Source organism: Halomonas sp. SIMBA_159 (assembly GCF_046536035.1).
In the GTDB taxonomy this organism is placed as follows: domain Bacteria; phylum Pseudomonadota; class Gammaproteobacteria; order Pseudomonadales; family Halomonadaceae; genus Vreelandella; species Vreelandella venusta_A.
This window is the reverse complement of sequence record NZ_JAWJBT010001355.1, coordinates 1-244: the sequence shown is the minus strand read 5'-3', so window position 1 is coordinate 244 and position 244 is coordinate 1. Positions and strand designations below refer to the sequence as shown.

General features: G+C 66.0%; 1 protein-coding gene. It reads right to left on the bottom strand.

The window, feature by feature from the left end; genetic code table 11:
* Positions 1-10: 10 nt before the first annotated feature.
* The coding region (locus R0J87_RS23680; RefSeq protein ID WP_498889446.1) for a hypothetical protein at positions 11-244 on the bottom strand (234 nt) is incomplete at its 5' end.

Below are 244 nucleotides of genomic sequence, written 5' to 3'. Positions count from 1 at the left end.
AATCGGGACTTCAATCGGTATGCGGAGACGGGCGGAACAGCGGGGTGATCACCCATACCAGGCCGATGCCGAGCAGCAGGGTCAAGCCGAAGGCGCGCAGCGCCGGCGTCGAGGACAACGCCAACAGCCCGAACGACAGCCAGGTACTCGCCGCGCCGACGCAGACCGACAACCAGGCGCTGCGATCGCCGCGATGCTCGAGCAGGAAGATGCCGTAGTCGATGCCCATGCCAAGCAGCAGCAG